Below are 16,196 nucleotides of genomic sequence, written 5' to 3'. Positions count from 1 at the left end.
ATTAGCTATTTTTTGCTTAGGTTTAGAAGTCCGTTTAACTATATTGCATCAATAAACAAAAATTAAAAATCGTCATGATCAATTTAAATAATTTTGTTGAATGCTATTTTAGGCAAAACAGTTTGCACATTGATGATCGAACAACGCTGATAATAATTGAGAAAATTTAATTGATTGTGCTCGGTGCTATTGGTGATTTTTTTAATTTGTGTTACTTTCAATGGTAAGAGCAAAGGGTTATAGCGTTTTGTTCCATAGGATGCTAGCTTTAGAGTGAAAGCAGATCTCATCAAAATAAATTGATACTACCTGTATTGGTCATTGATGATCGTTTTTTTAGAATATACTTAAAAAAACAATGTCAGTTTGCAAATGGGTTTAGTTGGTAATTTATAATGATTTTGGCTGCGTAAAATTCCAATCGACTGACTGGATTTGTAAAACTTGCAAATTCGTTTGTTCCATCCCCGTTCGAAGACAAGAATAGAACTAACTTGACGTAGTGATTACGTGCTGTATTTGAGGTATTATATATATGAATGACAATGGTCATGAGGGGCGTAAGCCACCTTTTTCACGTGGAAAAGGTCGTGATGAAGGCAAGCCTTCTTTTAATAAGTCTGAGGACCGTGGTTTTAGAAAGCCAGGTGGAAGTCGTTTTGGAAAAGATAATGAGCGTTCTGGCAGCTTTGGTGCAGGGCGGAGCCGCGATGCTAATGGTTTTGGCAAGCGTGATTTTGACAAGAAGAGCACTGTGCATGTAGCCGAAGAAGATGATGGCGGTTCACGCATAGCCAAAAGACTAGCGCGTGCTGGCATTGCTTCGCGTCGTGAAGCCGAAAGCATGATTGCTGCGGGCCGCGTATCGGTTAACGGCAAGGTGCTTGATAGTCCTGCAGTTAATGTTACAAAAACCGATGTTATCAAGGTTGATGGCCGTCCTTTGCAACAGGCAGAACGCACTCGCCTTTGGCTTTATCATAAGCCTGCTGGTTTAGTGACAACTAACCGTGATCCTGAGGGGCGTTCAACAGTATTTGATAATTTACCTGAAGAAATGCCGCGTGTATTATCAGTTGGTCGCTTAGACATTAATACTGAAGGTTTGCTTTTGCTCACCAATGATGGTGGTCTTGCGCGCGTTCTTGAATTGCCAGCGACCGGATGGGTGCGCCGCTATCGCGTGCGCGTTCATGGTAGTGTAACCCAAGCACAGCTTGATGGACTTAAAAACGGTGTGGCCGTTGATGGCGTATTTTACGGCGCTGTTGAAGCAACGATTGAGCGCGAGCAGGGCAGTAATCTTTGGCTTGCTGTGTCGCTGCGTGAAGGTAAAAACCGCGAAGTTAAAAATATTCTTGGCTCACTCGGTTTGAGTGTTACGCGTCTTATCCGCATTTCTTTTGGTCCATTCCAGCTTGGTGAATTAGAAACCGGAATGGTTCTTGAAGTGAAGGGGCGCACATTGCGCGATCAATTAGGCGATCGTTTGATTGAAGAAGCCAATGCCGACTTTGATGGCCCTGTTTTAAATCCGTTTTCTAACAAGCCTGTGTCTAGCGCAAGTAATTCATCCGCAAATAGTGATGATGAGGGTTGGATTGCTTCATCAGATGCACCAGCGCCGCGCAGAGGTGGTTTTAAGGGCCGTTTTGGCAAAGACGACCGTGGTGACAGGGGCGAGCGAGGGGATCGTGGTTTTTCCCGTGATCGTGGCGATAGCAAATTTTCAGAGCCACGCGAAAAGCGTTCTTTTGGTGATAAGGGCTTCAAGGATAAAGGCTTTAAAGGCAAAGATTTTAAAGATAAAGGATTTGGCGCAAAGGGTGCAGAAGGTGATAAGCCTGACGTAAACGAAAAACGTAAAAATCGCTCCGTTAATGTTTGGATGGCGCCAGGTGCCCGCCCTACAAAGACACGTATTGAAAAAACCTATCCGCGTGACGGTGAAAATCGTGCAAGAGACGGTCGCAGTGGTGATGATCGTCGTCCACGTTTTAATCGAGATGGTGATAATCGCAGCAGCGAAAACCGTAGTGGCGGAGATCGTCGCCCAAGCTTTAACCGCGATGGCGATAATCGCAGCGGCGAAAGCCGTGGTGGTGGAGAACGTCGCCCAAGCTATAACCGTGATGGTGGTAATCGTAGCGGTGAAAACCGTGGTGGTGGAGAACGTCGTCCAAGTTTTAACCGTGATGGTGGTAATCGCAGCAGCGAAAACCGTAGTGGCGGAGATCGTCGCCCAAGCTTTAACCGTGATGGTGGTAATCGCAGCAGCGAAAACCGTAGTGGTGGAGATCGTCGCCCAAGTTATACCCGTGATGGTGGTAATCGCAGCGGCGAAAACCGTAGTGGTGGAGATCGTCGCCCAAGCTATAACCGTGATGGTGGTAATCGCAGCGGCGAAAGCCGTAGTGGCGGAGATCGCCGCCCAAGCTATAACCGTGATGGCGATAATCGCAGCGGCGAAAACCGTAGTGGCGGAGATCGTCGCCCAAGCTTTAACCGTGATGGTGGTAATCGCAGCGGCGAAAACCGTGGTGGCGGAGATCGTCGCCCAAGCTATAACCGCGATGGTGACAATCGTAGCGGCGAAAACCGTAGTGGTGGCGATCGTCGTTCATCAAATGGTGGTAAATCATTTGGCGGTAATAAGTCTTTTGATAAATCATCGCGCCCAAGCGGTGGTCGTCCCTATAAAAGTGATGGACCTCGTTCAAGGCCGCGTGGTGGAGATAATAAATAATGCGTATCGTCGCAGGTCGTTTGAGTGGCAGGTCTCTTGCCACTCCCAAGGGGCATGATATTCGCCCCACTACTGATCGTACACGCGAAAGTCTTTTTAATATTTTAAATCATGGGCTTTCCTTCAATTTTGAAGGAAAGCGCGTGCTTGATTTATTTGCAGGTACAGGCGCTTTGGGTTTTGAAGCGCTGTCACGCGGGGCGAAAGCTGGTGTTTTTGTCGAGCAATCGGTTGAAGGGCGCGGCCTTATCCAAAAAAATATAGAAGAATTTGCTTTGACAGGTTCAGCGCGTATTTTGCGCCGAGATGCAACACAGCTTGGCGAAATTGGTACGATGCAGCCTTTTCATCTGGTTTTTGCCGATCCACCTTATGGTAAAGGTTTAGGCGAAAAGGCCTTTGTTAGTGCAATGGAAGGTGGCTGGCTTCATAATGATGCCATTATTGTGCTTGAAGAAACAAAGGAAGCAATTGTAAGTTTGCCAGCCAATTTTCGGTTGGTTGATGAACGTGGCTATGGCAATACGGTCATTCGACTTTATGAATTTATTCAAATTAGTTAGTTTTAAAAAGAGGTAAAGCGTGTCGGGAAAATTTACCAAACTTGCTCTAACTGCGTTTATGGCACTATCTCTTGGTGCCTCAACAGCTCTAGCAAGCAGTATAAATGCACCATTAACCATTGCTGCAAATACCGTTAATAATCCTATTTTAGGGCAGCAAAGTGATAGAATAAGTCAGGTAAACGAACCGGCAACGGGTGCACCATCTAGCACCGCACCTTTGGTTGAGAACGCGCCAAATGCAGTTGAAACCAATCAGCAAACTGAGCCAAGTCAATCTGATCAATCTCAACAGGTTTTACCAGATATTGAAAAAATCGGTGATGCTTATCGTTTTACCCTTGAAAATGGGTTGCAGGTTATTGTTTTACCTAATCATCGCGCACCCGTCATCACCCAAATGGTTTGGTATCGCGCTGGATCAGCGGATGAAAATCCGGGTACGACAGGCATTGCTCATTTCCTTGAACACTTAATGTTTAAGGGCACGAAGACCTATCCAGGCGATGAGTTCAACCAGACTGTTTCGCGTCTTGGTGGCCAGCAAAATGCTTTTACCTCTTATGATTACACCGCCTATTTTCAAAGTGTTGCGTCGCAATATATCGAAGAAATGATGAAGCGCGAAGCTGATCGCATGTTGAACCTCGTTCTAAGTGAAGATGATATTACATCGGAGCGTCAGGTTATCATCGAGGAGCGGCGCATGCGTACCGATAACAGCCCTGCTGCAATGCTATCGGAAGAAAGTCGTGCAACCTTATTTTTAAATAGTCCCTATCATAATCCAGTTATTGGCTGGAAGCAGGAAATGGAAGCTTTAAGCCGCGAAGATGTGATTAACTTCTATCATAAATTTTATACCCCTAATAATGCAACGCTTATTTTAGCGGGCGATATCACGCCTGAAAAAGCGCGTGAATTGAGCCTTGCAACTTTTGGCAAGTTAGAAAAACGCTCAAGCCCACCCCAAAAGCGTATTCGCCCACAAGAGCCAGTTAGCCGCACGCAGCGCGTTGTGACGATGCGCGATCCGCGCGTTAGCAATGAAAGTTTCCAGCATTTATGGGTTGTGCCGTCCTATAATAACGCCAAAACTGGACAGGCTGAAGCCTTGGATCTTCTTGGTGAGATTTTAGGTGGATCACAACGCTCGCGCCTTTATACTAAATTTGTGGTGCAAGAAGGCAAGGCGGCATCGGTTGGTAGTGGCTATAGTGGTGTAAGTGTTGATGATGGCATATTCTATGTTTATGCTATGCCGCGCAACAATACCACTCTTGAAGAATTACAAAGTGAGATTAATGAAGTCATTGCTGATATTGCCAAGAACGGCGTAAGCGAGGCTGAACTTAATCAAGCTCGTGAGCGGTTTATCCGAGCCATTATCTATTCCCAAGATAGTCCATCAGGGCTAGCCAATATTTATGGAGCAGCCTTATCAACTGGGCAAACATTGGAAACGATCCATGAATGGCCAGAGCGACTTAAAAAGGTAACTCCCGAGGCAATTAAAGAAGCGGCCAAAGCCTATCTTGATGGAGATAAGGGGGTTGTCAGTTACTTATTGCCACCAAAAGGTGAAAAACCTCGTGAAGATGCAACGTCAGCGACACCTGCCATGGGCACTGATGAGAGCGAACAGCAATAGCTTTTGGCAATAAGGGATATTCCGATGAAAAATAAATTTAAAAATAGTTTTTTGAATTATCTATCTGTCATAATTGGCTGTTGCTTGGTTGTATTTTCAGCGTTTGCTGCTCATGCTATTGAGATTAAGGAAGTTACCTCGCCAAAAGGTATCAAATTATGGCTAGTGGAAGATCAAAGCGTGCCGCTTGTTGCCTTACAATTTTCTTGGGTTGGTGGTACAACACAAGATCCTGAGGGCAAAGAAGGACTAGTCAATTTGATGAGCGGCCTTTTCGACGAGGGGGCCGGGGATCTTACTTCGCTTGAATATCAGGCAAAGCTTGATGATCTTGGCGCAGATATCGCTTTTGATGCAAATAGAGATAAAATAAATGGCTCTTTACGGGTTTTGGCGCAAAATCGCGATGAAGCGATTAATTTTTTGAAGTTAGCGCTCGATAAACCACGTTTTGACCAAGATGCAATTGATCGTATTCGTGAGCAGATTGTTACGTCTATTAAAGGCTCTGAGCGCGATCCAATGACCATCGGCCAAAATAAATTCAATGCAATGCTCTATGGCAAACATCCCTATAGCCGCCGAGGTGAAGGGACGCTTGACAGTTTAGCCAAGATTAATCGCGATGATATAATCGCGGCTCATAAAAATATTTTGGCACGCGATAATCTAAAAATTGGGCTTGTTGGCCCGATTAATGAGCAACAAGCTGGTGAATTGGTAGATAAATTATTCGGCGATCTACCAGAAAAGGCAACTTTGATTGAAATTCCTGATGCACAATTGCAGCTTGGTGGCATGACCAATGTTAATTATGACTTGCCGCAAACAACACTGGCTTTGGTTTATCCTGGTATAAAGCGTTCAGATAAGGATTTTTTTGCAGCATATCTTATGAATGATATTCTTGGCGGCTCTGGTTTGACGTCGCGGCTATTTGCCGAGGTACGTGATAAGCGCGGTCTCGCTTATGGTGTATCAAGTAGTCTTGTCAATTATGATCATGCCGAAGCGCTGATGATTTCAACCGCAACGCGGGCTGAAAAGGCTGAAGAATCGTTAAAAACAATCCGCAACGAGATTAAAAATCTGGTTGAAAATAATATTACTGCAGATGAACTAAAAAATGCCAAGAGTTTTGTGGTTGGGTCTTATGCGGTGAATAATCTTTTTTCTTCATCGTCGATTGCATCAGTTTTGGTCGGTCTTCAGCAAGAAAATTTGCCGATTGACTACATTGAAAAACGTGTAGACTTGATCAATGGGGTAACTTTGGATGATGTTCACGAGGTTGCAAAAAAGATTTTTAAAGATGAACCAGCATTACTTGTTGTTGGACCTATGAAAAATTAATAAAAAACCCGCTGTAAAAGGCGGGTTTTTTATTTTTTATTATTTGCTATTTAACGGGGTTTATATGTCGAGCAGTGAAAGAATTGGGCTAGCATTAGGTGGTGGCGGCGCAAGAGGGATGGGGCATATTCCTATCATCATGGCTATGGAAGAACTTGGTTTAAAGCCTGCGCGCATTGCTGGAACATCTATTGGTGGCTTGGTTGGGGCGGCGCTTGCGAGTGGTATGAGCGGCGCAGATTTACAAGATTATTTTTTAAAAACCTTTAGCAAGGTTGGTGATGTTGCTGCAACTCTATGGTCTATTCGCCCAATGAGTTTTCAGGAATTACGGCGGCGTGGTTTAAGATTATCACAATTTAGCCTAGAGGAGATATTGCGGGGCTTTTTGCCCGATTGTGTGCCTTTTGATTTTGCGCAATTACAAATCCCCTTATCGGTTGTTGCAGCCGATATTCTATCAGGCGAAATGGTGGTGATGAATGATGGTGATTTACGCTCCGCCATTTCAGCGTCAGCTGCATTGCCGGGTATATTTGCACCGGTGCGCCGTGATGGTTATTTGCTCGTAGATGGCGCGGTTTGCAATCCTGTTCCAGTCGATTGTATTGGCGATGATGTTGATAAGATAATTGCCATTGATATTATAGGTTTTGAAGAAAACCTTCATATGGATAAAAAGCCATCAACCCTTGAAACCTTGTTTGCGGCTAATATGATTTCACAGCGCTCGTTAATGAATACGCGGTTTTTAGCCGTAAAACCCGACCTTGTTCTTGTGCCGCCAGTTGCTGGTATTTACGTCCTTGACTTTATGAGCGCAAAAAAAATCCTCGAGCGAGTCATACCCTATAAGGAAGAAGCAAAACGGCAGATTGGTACGCTTTTTGATTAAGTGAGCAATAAGGATGGAATTAATGCTTTGGCTCGCCAATAATATAGATGATCAGACCAGCCATTAAGGCCCAAAACGGCGCACCAATGCTAAATATTGAGATATTGGATGCGGTTATTGCAAAGGTTATAATAGCAGCAATGCGTTGGCGATCAATAGCGAGTGCTTGGGTTAACGCACCGCTAAAAGCACCTAAAAGAGCAAGCCCAGATATAAGGACGATAAGGGCGGCTGGTAGGGATGCAAAAACAGCAACGAGTGATGCACTAAAGATGGCAAAGAACAAATAAAATCCAGCATAGGCAATGCCGGAGTACCATCTTGTTTTAGGGTCTTTTCCTGCATCTCTGCCGGTACAAATTGCCGCTGAAATAGCGGCAAGATTGGTGGATGAGGCACATAAAAATGCCGAAATAAGCGAAAAGACACCAGTTATACTAAGGCAAGATTTGACGGGAGGCTCATATCCGCTAGCACGTAAGACAGCAAAGCCTGGAAGATTTTGCGATGCCATGGTAACGAGATAAAGTGGGAGCGCAAGACCGATAAGCGCATTCCATTGGAAGTTTGGTATGCTAAATTCAAGCGAAGATAATTGCAATGATGGTATAGTATTAATGTTACCGCTAATGCTAGCATAGATAAGGCCTGCAATTAAAACAATGAGCACCGCAAAAGATGGCTGAAAGCGTCGAACCGCAAAAAAGAGAATAATAAGTGGTAATACAAAGGCGGCATCACTACCCATTAAGGCCATGGCTTTTATAATAAAGCTGAGTAAAACTCCTGCAAGCATGCCTGAAGAAATACCGGCAGGTATATGATTAAGGGCAAGCGATAAGGGTTTGATGAAGGCTGTAAGCATAATAGCAAGAGCACAACATATAAATGCACCGGTCACCTGTGCCATGTCATAACCTGATGTTGCGCCAATCAAGGCAAGGCCTGGTGTTGACCAAGCGGTGATGATCGGTATGCGGTAGCGCCAAGATAAAAAAAGCGATGATAAAGCAATAGAAAGGCAGACGGCACTAACCCAGCTAATGATTTGGCTTGGAGAAGCACCGACAATTGTTGCAGCATGGATTAAAATGGCCAAAGTACCGCCAAAGCCGACAATTGCTGCAATGAAGCCTGCACTTATATGTGATAGACGCAATGCATTTTCTCCTGGTTTAGCGGTTACTATCGCTGTGATTGGTTTGGCTTATCGTCACCCAAACAGAGTAATATTTCTTAATTTCTTGGTCGTTTATAACGCTTTTGTCGGTCTTTTAATATAATCAAGTCCTGAGAGCTTATAATAATTGCTACAAATCTAAGTTTTAAAGCTGTGCAAGCGATTACTTTAAGAATAGGTGTTGAAAGTGACAACGTTCCTCAATTGCGTATTGTTAGCATATGGCCTGTTAACAGCAAGCATATTTAACGTTACTGGTATATGGATAAATTAACAAGATTGTGATTTGAATTATTGTATTTGATATTTATTATATTATAATTTTTTAATAGTTTTATAGGCGTAACGCCTAATTTGATTCGCAATGTAAATCGATTTAAAAACTAAATTTCCACATGGAAACATGTTCCAGATTGGGAATATTTACGGCGCTTAAAAGTTTTTTCATTTTTTTTGTGACAGAACTAACGCTCGTTAAACGAATTCACGAAATCATTAATGTTATTATATACATATATAATTAAAAATATTAAATTATTGTTATGTCATCTTAAAATTGTCACAAATATTTTCTGGAACTAACTTCCAATGCAATGCGTTGTTAAAGTGAAGAAGATCAACCAGTTAAATGGTTGTATTTACGAAGCATATTATTACATAAAGTGATTGTAATTTGATCTTTTTCGATATTAAGGTCTCTAAAGGGGGCCTTGCTTAATTATTTAAAGGAATGAAAGGGCAAATTATGCAGGCTGGTAACGCATTCTATCGTACAGCACAAGATATTCCGACGAATATGCCGATATTGTCATTGGCATCTGTTGTTTTACTTCCTGGTGGTTTTATAGCCGTCCAGATTGACGAGCCACAGAACATTCGTCTTGCAGATGAAGCTATGAGAACAAATCGTCTTATTGGTCTTGTACAACCTGCAATGGATAATGTATCACAAATTTCCGTTCTTGATAACGGAACACGGCTTTGTGATGTTGGCTGTATCGCTCGTATCACGAGCTATAGTGAAGTTGGTGATGGTAATATTCTTATTTCATTGCACGGTGTTTGTCGCTTTCGCATTGCTAATAGGATTGTCTCAGATTCACCTTACCTTCGTTGTAAGGTATCGCCATTTTTTGATGACCTTATTGCTGGCCAACAAGAAAGTGATATTAATCGCGATGCATTTTTATCAGTATTTCAAGATTATTTGGAATTCAATCAGATTGATGCAGACTGGGACACTATACTTGAAGCTAGTAACGAAACATTGATCAATGCAATGTCCACCCTTGCTCCTTTTCGCGGTGAGGAAAAACAGGCTTTGTTGGAAGCACCAGACTTGAAGACACGTTCGGAAACATTAATTGCCATTGCTGAACGTTCAATTTTGGGACATAATTCCAATAATCATGCAAATAGGCATAGCGTGTTGCAGTAAAGGAGCTTTTCATGACCTCTCATACCGACAGGAAAATGTTAGAGCTTCTTGTTTGCCCGTTAACGGGTGCTACGCTTGAATATGATGAATCAAGGCAAGAGCTTATCTCCCAAAAAGCTCGCCTTGCTTATATAATTCGTGATGGCGTGCCAATCATGCTGGCATCAGAGGCACGCCTTCTTGATAAATAATAGCAATTATCTGCTGCAATTTTGTAAGATTTCTTAATCTATTTCCCAAAACCTATATTGGATTTAATTATGCGGTGCTTAAGAAAGACCGCAAATCTCACCTTGATTATCTAGATAAATATGCTCCGCTGCAGGCTTTGAGGGAAGCCCCGGCATAGTCATGATTTCACCGCATATAACAACAATAAAGCCCGCCCCAGCTGCTAAGCGTATCTCGCGCACAGGGATATCAAAACCGCTAGGCGCACCACGCAAATTTGGATCAGCCGAGAAAGAATATTGGGTTTTAGCCATACAAACAGGAAAATGACCATAGCCTGCTTGTTCATATTCTAAAAGTTGTTGTTTAATTTTATCGCTGATAATTGCTTTTTCACCACCATAAATATCGGTGACAATTTTGTTGATCTTATCAATAAGCGGTATGTTATCCTCGTAAAGAAAATGGAAGTTGGAAGGGTGGGTATCAATCAATGCTACTAGTTTTTCTGCAATTTCAACCGTGCCTTTTGATCCAAGTTCAAAATGGCGGCATGGTATAGCATCAACGCCCAATTTTTCGACAATGCTGCGCAAAGTGTCAATTTCTTCATCACTATCTTGATAAAAATGGTTGATGGCAACAATAACCGGCACTCCATAGCTTTGCATATTGTTGATATGGCGAATAAGATTATCGGCGCCAAGGCGGACAGCTTCAATATTTTTAAGGTTAAGATCCGCTTTAGCAATGCCACCATTCATTTTAAGGGCGCGGATCGTTGCCACAATTACAATGGCTGATGGCTGCAATTTGGCCAAGCGACATTTAATATCGAGAAATTTCTCCGCACCAAGATCTGCGCCAAACCCTGCTTCTGTCACCACGTAGTCAGTAAGTTTCAATGCGGTTTTGGTAGCAATAACCGAGTTGCAGCCATGGGCGATATTGGCAAAAGGCCCACCATGGACAAGGGCAGGATTATTTTCGAGCGTTTGTACAAGATTTGGTAAAAATGCATCTTTAAGCAAAACCCCCATTGCCCCTTGCGCATCAAGATCACGGGCGTAAATTGGTTCCTTATTGAAATTATAAGCAACTACAATATTACCAAGTCTAATCATCAAATCATCTAGGCTTTCAGCAAGGCAAAATATTGCCATGATTTCCGAAGCTACCGTAATGTCAAAACCACTTTGATGGCTAAAGCCGTTGCTTACGCCGCCAAGGCCAACAACAATATCACGTAATGCCCGCTCATTCATATCCATAACGCGACGCCACATGATGCGGCGGCTATCAATTTGCAAATTGTTGCCCCAATAAATATGATTATCAATTAATGCGGCTAGAAGATTATGCGCTGATGTAATAGCATGGAAATCGCCTGTGAAATGGAGATTAATATCTTCCATAGGGATAAGTTGAGCATGGCCGCCGCCTGCAGCACCGCCTTTCGTGCCAAAGCAAGGACCAAGGGAAGGCTCGCGTAAGGCTAGCATTGCTTTTTTGCCAATAGCATTAAGTCCATCAGCAATGCCAATTGATGTGGTAGTTTTACCCTCGCCCGCCGGGGTAGGGTTAATGGCGGTTACTAAAATAAGATGAGAATTATCTCGCTGCGGCAAATTCTCAATCGTATTTTTGGTAAGTTTTGCCTTATCATGACCAAAGGGCAATATATCTTGTGCGGTCAGTCCAATCTTTGCAGCAATGTCACCAATTGCTTTTTTATTAGCACTGCGTGCTATTTCAATATCACTCAATTGCTTCATGAACTGTCCCTTTAATATTAGGATTGTTTATTACTCAAATAGTTGAAAAAACTATATAGGATAATACCCGCACTTAGAATACTATTCGCTTTGCTAATCAGTATTTATAAACTAGATTATTGCTAATGATAAAGAAATAGGTCATGTTTTATTGGGGAGAGCATGAAAAATTTTAAAAAATATCTTTTGCTGTTTTTTATTTATATGGCGATTGGGCCAGTGATTGGAACATTACCATTTATTGTATTTTTTTCCGTGGTGCCACTTTTAAGCTTTAGTCTTGAGGGAATTGCATTATCTTTTATCGCAATAGGTTTTGCAGTAGGCATTGGTTATATAATTGGTGGGCCAGTTGCATTGCTAGCTGTTTGTTTGAAATTTTATTCTATTAAAACCGGTAAGTTAAATGAAGTGACGCGCTTTTTAATCATGCTTGTCGGTTGTTTTCTTATTACGTTAGGTATTGCTTATTTTAATTATCCTACAGATTATGCGTTTTTTTTAGCTTGTGTTTTTTGTTTGCCCTATTGTCTATTATCAATGTTTGCGGCGTCTGTTTGTGATTCACTTCTTCAAAAAATAAAAAAGAGGCTTAAAAGAAAAGCCTCTCTTCGTCATGTTACCAGTGTTAACCGTTAAAAATTGTATTTTATTGCAATCTGGGCTTGGTTAAAATGTTCCAATAGGCAATGATAAAGCCACCAAAAGCAAAAATCCATAAAGTTGCCGAAAGGTGTAATAGGGAAACGTTATTTTCCATTAAACCAGATAGCATCCGTAAAAAAACAGAAATGAACAGCGCAATATAAAGGCTAGTGACAAATTTTGTTGCATGAAGTGCGCGGCCAGAATGACCAAGACTTGCCCTTGACATGATGGCAAGCGTCATAAGGCCTATCGCGCCTGCCATCCATAAATGCTGGACAGGAGCAATTCCACCGGGCAAAAACCCAAATATTTCAAGGCCAATGGCTAAAAAACCGCAAGGAATAAAAAAGAAAGCTAGGTGGAGTACCCAAACCAAAGATTCACCCAAAGTTAGCCAACCACGCCATCGATACAGCCGATAAAAATTGGCAATGGCCGCAATGAGGCAAAAGACAGCAGTGATCTTACTGCTAGGCATAATAATCCAAGTGATAAGAGTTAATGCGGTGAATACAATAATAATTGTATCAATTTTATCATGGGGTGCGGGCAGGTTGTCTTGCCCTTGCTTCACCAACCAATTGCGAGTGAAGCTTGGCACAACGCGGCCGCCAATGACAGCAATCATCATGATGGCAACGCCAACACCAAGACGTGCGCCAATACCGCCAGCACCATAGCCTTCATAAAGGGCTTGATAATCAAAAATCAAATTGGCAATAATTAAAAGGCCAACAAGAATGAGTATTTTTAAATTGCGCCAGTTTTTGCCAGCAATAATCTCGCGACCAATTGCATAGGCAAGTGCAACAGGAAAAATAAGATCAAGCGTAATTGTTGCCCAATAGGGAAGATAAAGCGAAATAAAAATAGCGATGCGGCCAATAAGCCAGAGAGAAAATAGTCCCATAAGTCGCCATCCAACAATCGGTAGCCGACCTGTCCAATTTGGTACTGCAGTTAATAAAAAGCCTGCAACCACTGCCCATAAATAACCAAATATGAAGCTATGCGCGTGCCATGATATAGGATCTAAGGCGATTGGAAGTTCCATAACGCCTGCATAGATAAAAATCCATGCAATAAGCGCGAAAAGTGCTAAAATAGCTGAAAATAGGAAAAACGGTCGATAACCATAGCTCAATATAGCGGGGCCCTGCCATTTGCGGATTTGCTCTGCTGAACTTGCCATAATCTACCTCGATTATCCTTATTTTAGTATTTCATTGTAATTATAGGTGTCGTGCTCAGCACTAAACTGAGCGCAACTTGTTTTGCATGCGTGCAAGCCGTTCCATTTTTCGCTCTTGCATTTTTTTACCATTGACCATGGTCTTTAATTTTTGCCGATAGCGGCGACGTAAAATCGGCGAATTATTACGAACCATGCGCCAGCAAATAAAGGGAAATGCAAAGATGTGGAATAATAATATTCTAATCACCGCAGCCACTTTTTCTGCCAAAATAAACTGCCCTTTTGAGCGTAAGATCAGATAAGGTATGATGGAAATGCCAAGAACAATCAAAATCCAACTTGCCGTCACGATGAACAGCATCAATAGATCGCCCCACGCGCCGAGATTGAGAAAAAATGTTAAATTGTTAGCATCGATGATCCATCGAGCGAGCAAAAGCAGCCCTACAAGCAAAGGCGAATAAATAAATAAGATGAACAGTACCATAAATGCAAAAGGTGCAAGCACACTGCCTTTGGGAAAACGCGGGTCATTCTCTTTTTCATATTGGGACATTATGCAGATCCTTATATCTCACAGACCTTATAAATTCTTGATCCTTTAGTTCATAAAATGCCTGCAGTTGAATGGCAAGTTTTTAAATGAATATTCCTGCGCTTGCGGCATTTTGCGCATTTATGAATAGCTGTTTTTAACAAAGTGTATGATCTCTATTATCATGATAGAGGAATTTTTACGTTCGAATTAAAGAAATTTCATTAAGTGAAGTTACGATAATATTTTCTAATTATTTATATAATTTTATATCTTTGTCGCTTGCTTTGTGTTCTTCTTTTTATATTTTGTTTTGCCTTAAAATAAATAATTCGTTTAAAAACAATAAGTTAATTTTTTATTTTTTGTTAATTAAAATGGTTTCGTTAGTTTGGCACGGTTCTTGTATTTATAAAAATATTAATTGGTACAGAGTTATGATTTTTTGTCTCTGGCCTTTAAGCAAATATAAATCGTGTTTGCTACGATGAGAAGGATTTTAAAATGACTAATAAATTATTTGGAACAGATTTGATTGAAGCTGGGCAGCAAAGCGGAAAATGGTTTGCAAAAGCGCTTGAAGTAGGAAACGCAATTTTACAAGAAGGCGGTACTCGCGAGCAAGCCTTGGCTGCAGCTATTGCTTTTGCACCTCCTCCAACGATTGGCTTGCAAGACGCAAGTGATGTACCGCTTCATATTAATATTCGTGCTGAAAATGATTTTGAGCAAGAAAATATCGATAAGGTCATTGCTTCCATGAAGTCCTTAATTGAGACACCAGTGGTAAAAGCGGCAGCCATCATGCCTGATGCTTGTCCTACCGGATCTTCTGGCGAAATTCCAGTTGGTGGCATCGTTGCATCTGAAGCCATCCACCCCGGTATGCATTCTGCTGATATTTGTTGTTCGCTTGCTATTTCGGTATTTAAAGGAGTAGCACCCGCAGATTTGTTGAATGCAGTACATAAGGTAACCCATTTTGGTCCAGGTGGACGTGAGCGCGGTAATCAAATTCGCCCAAGCGATAAGGTCATGCAAGATTTTGCTGATAATATTTATCTTGAAAAGCAGCAAAGTGTTGCAATTGAACATTTTGCAACCCAAGGCGATGGTAATCATTTTGCTTATGTTGGCCAGTTAAAGTCAACTGGGGAAACGGTTTTGGTAACTCATCATGGTTCACGCGCCCCCGGTGCTCGCCTTTATAAAACGGGTATGAAAGTTGCTGATCGTTTTCGAAAAGAACTTTCGCCAAAAACCCAAACTATTAATGCGTGGATTCCTGCCGATAGTGTTGAGGGTGAGACTTATTGGTCTGCCTTGCAGATTATTCGGCAATGGACCAAAGAAAACCATTTTGCAATTCACGATCTTGCAGCTGATGTACTTGGTGTTAAAGTCAATGATCGTTTTTGGAATGAGCATAATTTTGTTTTCCGCAAAAGTGATGGATTATTTTATCACGCCAAAGGCGCAACGCCAGCATTTTCGGGGTGGTCGCATGATGCTACAGATTTAACTATAATTCCGCTTAATATGGCGGAGCCTATTTTGATTGTGCATGGAAGCAATGCTGATCATGGTTTAGGGTTTTCACCTCATGGGGCAGGGCGAAATTTTTCTCGCTCTGGTCATGTGCGTAATCTTTGTGCTGAGTTTAATGTCGATAAAAATAGTCTTGGTGATCAGCATTTCAAAGAGATTATCGCTCGTGAAACAAAGGGGCTTGATGTGCGTTTTTTCTCAGGTCATCCTGATGTGTCGGAATTACCATCTGCCTATAAAAATGCGGCAGCAGTAAAGCAGCAAATAAAGGATTACGGCCTTGCCGATATTGTTGAAGAAGTAATCCCTTATGGCTCTATCATGGCAGGTGATTGCTTGATCAATGCGCCATGGCGGCGCAAAAAACAACAAAAACGCGACCAAGCATCATCGCTTGAAATGAGATAGGTTTGCTAACTAATGAAAATTAAAACTTAGCCCATAATAGGCGGTTTTTAAGCATTTAGGGCATTTAACTTGTAGAAGTTAAATGCCCTT

Annotated in this window: 13 protein-coding genes; 9 read left to right on the top strand and 4 right to left on the bottom strand. The window is 42.0% G+C overall.

All coding sequences use genetic code 11. From position 1 onward, the window contains the following. The first annotated feature begins 535 nt into the window (after positions 1-535). The 5 genes from N6B01_RS11500 to N6B01_RS11480 all read left to right on the top strand — a co-directional run bounded on the left by N6B01_RS11500 (position 536) and on the right by N6B01_RS11480 (position 7,208). Positions 536-2,746, top strand: a complete 2,211-nt coding sequence (locus tag N6B01_RS11500; protein WP_262078861.1) for a pseudouridine synthase — start codon at positions 536-538, stop codon at positions 2,744-2,746. Then, entirely contained in the window at positions 2,746-3,309 is a 564-nt protein-coding gene (gene rsmD, locus N6B01_RS11495; RefSeq protein ID WP_262078860.1) for a 16S rRNA (guanine(966)-N(2))-methyltransferase RsmD, read from the top strand. Before N6B01_RS11500 ends, rsmD begins: the two co-directional genes overlap by 1 nt. 19 nt (positions 3,310-3,328) lie before the next feature. After that, entirely contained in the window at positions 3,329-4,960 is a 1,632-nt protein-coding gene (locus tag N6B01_RS11490; RefSeq protein ID WP_262078859.1) for a M16 family metallopeptidase, read from the top strand. 24 nt (positions 4,961-4,984) lie between these two features. Then, positions 4,985-6,313: a M16 family metallopeptidase gene (locus N6B01_RS11485; protein ID WP_262078858.1), complete on the top strand. Its 1,329-nt coding sequence runs from the start codon at positions 4,985-4,987 to the stop codon at positions 6,311-6,313. 64 nt (positions 6,314-6,377) lie between these two features. After that, a complete protein-coding gene (locus N6B01_RS11480) occupies positions 6,378-7,208 on the top strand; it encodes a patatin-like phospholipase family protein (protein WP_262078857.1) in 831 nt (276 codons plus the stop codon). A 19-nt stretch (positions 7,209-7,227) separates the two neighbouring features. On the opposite strand, the gene N6B01_RS11475 is transcribed toward N6B01_RS11480, so the two are convergent. Then, complete coding sequence (locus N6B01_RS11475; protein WP_262078855.1) at positions 7,228-8,367, bottom strand: benzoate/H(+) symporter BenE family transporter; 1,140 nt, start codon at positions 8,365-8,367, stop codon at positions 7,228-7,230. A 766-nt stretch (positions 8,368-9,133) separates the two neighbouring features. Here N6B01_RS11475 and N6B01_RS11470 point away from each other — a divergent pair. Both N6B01_RS11470 and N6B01_RS11465 read left to right on the top strand, forming a co-directional pair. Then, complete coding sequence (locus N6B01_RS11470) at positions 9,134-9,826, top strand: LON peptidase substrate-binding domain-containing protein (RefSeq protein ID WP_182417900.1); 693 nt, start codon at positions 9,134-9,136, stop codon at positions 9,824-9,826. A gap of 11 nt (positions 9,827-9,837) precedes the next feature. Beyond that, positions 9,838-10,017: a Trm112 family protein gene (locus N6B01_RS11465; RefSeq protein WP_262078852.1), complete on the top strand. Its 180-nt coding sequence runs from the start codon at positions 9,838-9,840 to the stop codon at positions 10,015-10,017. 78 nt (positions 10,018-10,095) lie between these two features. Here the strand turns inward: N6B01_RS11465 and N6B01_RS11460 are convergent, their stop codons facing one another. Next, positions 10,096-11,772, bottom strand: coding sequence for a formate--tetrahydrofolate ligase (locus N6B01_RS11460; protein WP_262078851.1), 1,677 nt, complete (start codon positions 11,770-11,772; stop codon positions 10,096-10,098). A gap of 162 nt (positions 11,773-11,934) precedes the next feature. Between N6B01_RS11460 and N6B01_RS11455 the strand changes: the two genes are divergently transcribed. Then, positions 11,935-12,411, top strand: coding sequence for a hypothetical protein (locus tag N6B01_RS11455; RefSeq protein WP_262078850.1), 477 nt, complete (start codon positions 11,935-11,937; stop codon positions 12,409-12,411). Positions 12,412-12,421: 10 nt separating this feature from the next. Here the strand turns inward: N6B01_RS11455 and N6B01_RS11450 are convergent, their stop codons facing one another. Together N6B01_RS11450 and N6B01_RS11445 are read right to left on the bottom strand one after the other, a co-directional pair. Continuing rightward, a complete protein-coding gene (locus N6B01_RS11450; RefSeq protein ID WP_262078849.1) occupies positions 12,422-13,612 on the bottom strand; it encodes an NnrS family protein in 1,191 nt (396 codons plus the stop codon). Positions 13,613-13,673: 61 nt separating this feature from the next. After that, positions 13,674-14,171 (bottom strand): hypothetical protein, encoded by a 498-nt coding sequence (locus tag N6B01_RS11445; RefSeq protein ID WP_182417895.1) that lies wholly within the window; start codon positions 14,169-14,171, stop codon positions 13,674-13,676. A 483-nt stretch (positions 14,172-14,654) separates the two neighbouring features. Between N6B01_RS11445 and N6B01_RS11440 the strand changes: the two genes are divergently transcribed. Further along, a complete protein-coding gene (locus N6B01_RS11440; protein ID WP_262078848.1) occupies positions 14,655-16,106 on the top strand; it encodes an RtcB family protein in 1,452 nt (483 codons plus the stop codon). Positions 16,107-16,196: the final 90 nt, after the last annotated feature.

The sequence above is a fragment of the Bartonella sp. HY406 genome (assembly GCF_025449315.1).
In the GTDB taxonomy this organism is placed as follows: domain Bacteria; phylum Pseudomonadota; class Alphaproteobacteria; order Rhizobiales; family Rhizobiaceae; genus HY038.
The sequence above is the reverse complement of the archived record's forward strand: the minus strand, read 5'-3'. Positions and strand labels throughout refer to the sequence as shown.

What these genes read in the sequence shown, in the direction of transcription:
- N6B01_RS11500 (WP_262078861.1), top strand. Translation starts at nt 536, where the DNA reads ATGAATGACAATGGTCATGAGGGGCGTAAGCCACCTTTTTCACGTGGA.
- rsmD (WP_262078860.1), top strand. Translation starts at nt 2,746, where the DNA reads ATGCGTATCGTCGCAGGTCGTTTGAGTGGCAGGTCTCTTGCCACTCCC.
- N6B01_RS11485 (WP_262078858.1), top strand. Translation starts at nt 4,985, where the DNA reads ATGAAAAATAAATTTAAAAATAGTTTTTTGAATTATCTATCTGTCATA.
- N6B01_RS11480 (WP_262078857.1), top strand. Translation starts at nt 6,378, where the DNA reads ATGTCGAGCAGTGAAAGAATTGGGCTAGCATTAGGTGGTGGCGGCGCA.
- N6B01_RS11470 (WP_182417900.1), top strand. Translation starts at nt 9,134, where the DNA reads ATGCAGGCTGGTAACGCATTCTATCGTACAGCACAAGATATTCCGACG.
- N6B01_RS11465 (WP_262078852.1), top strand. Translation starts at nt 9,838, where the DNA reads ATGACCTCTCATACCGACAGGAAAATGTTAGAGCTTCTTGTTTGCCCG.
- N6B01_RS11460 (WP_262078851.1), bottom strand. Translation starts at nt 11,772, where the DNA reads ATGAAGCAATTGAGTGATATTGAAATAGCACGCAGTGCTAATAAAAAA.
- N6B01_RS11455 (WP_262078850.1), top strand. Translation starts at nt 11,935, where the DNA reads ATGAAAAATTTTAAAAAATATCTTTTGCTGTTTTTTATTTATATGGCG.
- N6B01_RS11450 (WP_262078849.1), bottom strand. Translation starts at nt 13,612, where the DNA reads ATGGCAAGTTCAGCAGAGCAAATCCGCAAATGGCAGGGCCCCGCTATA.
- N6B01_RS11445 (WP_182417895.1), bottom strand. Translation starts at nt 14,171, where the DNA reads ATGTCCCAATATGAAAAAGAGAATGACCCGCGTTTTCCCAAAGGCAGT.
- N6B01_RS11440 (WP_262078848.1), top strand. Translation starts at nt 14,655, where the DNA reads ATGACTAATAAATTATTTGGAACAGATTTGATTGAAGCTGGGCAGCAA.